Genomic DNA, 444 nt, shown 5'->3' with positions numbered 1-444 from the left:
GAGATAGCGGTTTGCGCATTGCCGAGGCGGTGGCGGCGACGCGCAGCCGGCTGTTGCACTTGCCGCCCGACGGCGAGCTACCGGCCAGTTGGCAGCTGAGCGTGATCGGGAAAGGCGGCAAAGAACGGATCGTGCCAGTCAGCGACGCGACGGTCGCCGCCCTGGCCGCGCACTGGCGCGATCGCGACCTGGACTTCGGAGAGGCGCATGCGCCGCATCCGTTGGTCGCGCCGCTGACGATGCCGGCGACCCCGCGTGCGCAAGACAAGGTCGCGCGCGTGGAGACGGACGCGCAGCTGGGGGGGTATTCAGTGCGCGGGGCCCGCGGGCTGGTTGAATGGGTGCTCGCGCAGCTGCGGGAGAAGATACCGGATCTGTCGGAGGTTGAGCGAGCGCACCTGGCGCGCACCTCGCCGCATGCGTTTCGGCACACGTTCGGCACGC

1 pseudogene is annotated in these 444 nt (G+C 70.3%); it reads left to right on the top strand.

Annotated elements, in window-relative coordinates:
• Window positions 1-444 (top strand): annotated as a pseudogene (locus RZR99_RS33645) (integrase); the annotation flags it as partial.

The organism is Burkholderia alba (assembly GCF_034721475.1).
GTDB classification, from domain to species: domain Bacteria; phylum Pseudomonadota; class Gammaproteobacteria; order Burkholderiales; family Burkholderiaceae; genus Burkholderia; species Burkholderia alba.
The sequence above is the reverse complement of the archived record's forward strand: the minus strand, read 5'-3'. Positions and strand labels throughout refer to the sequence as shown.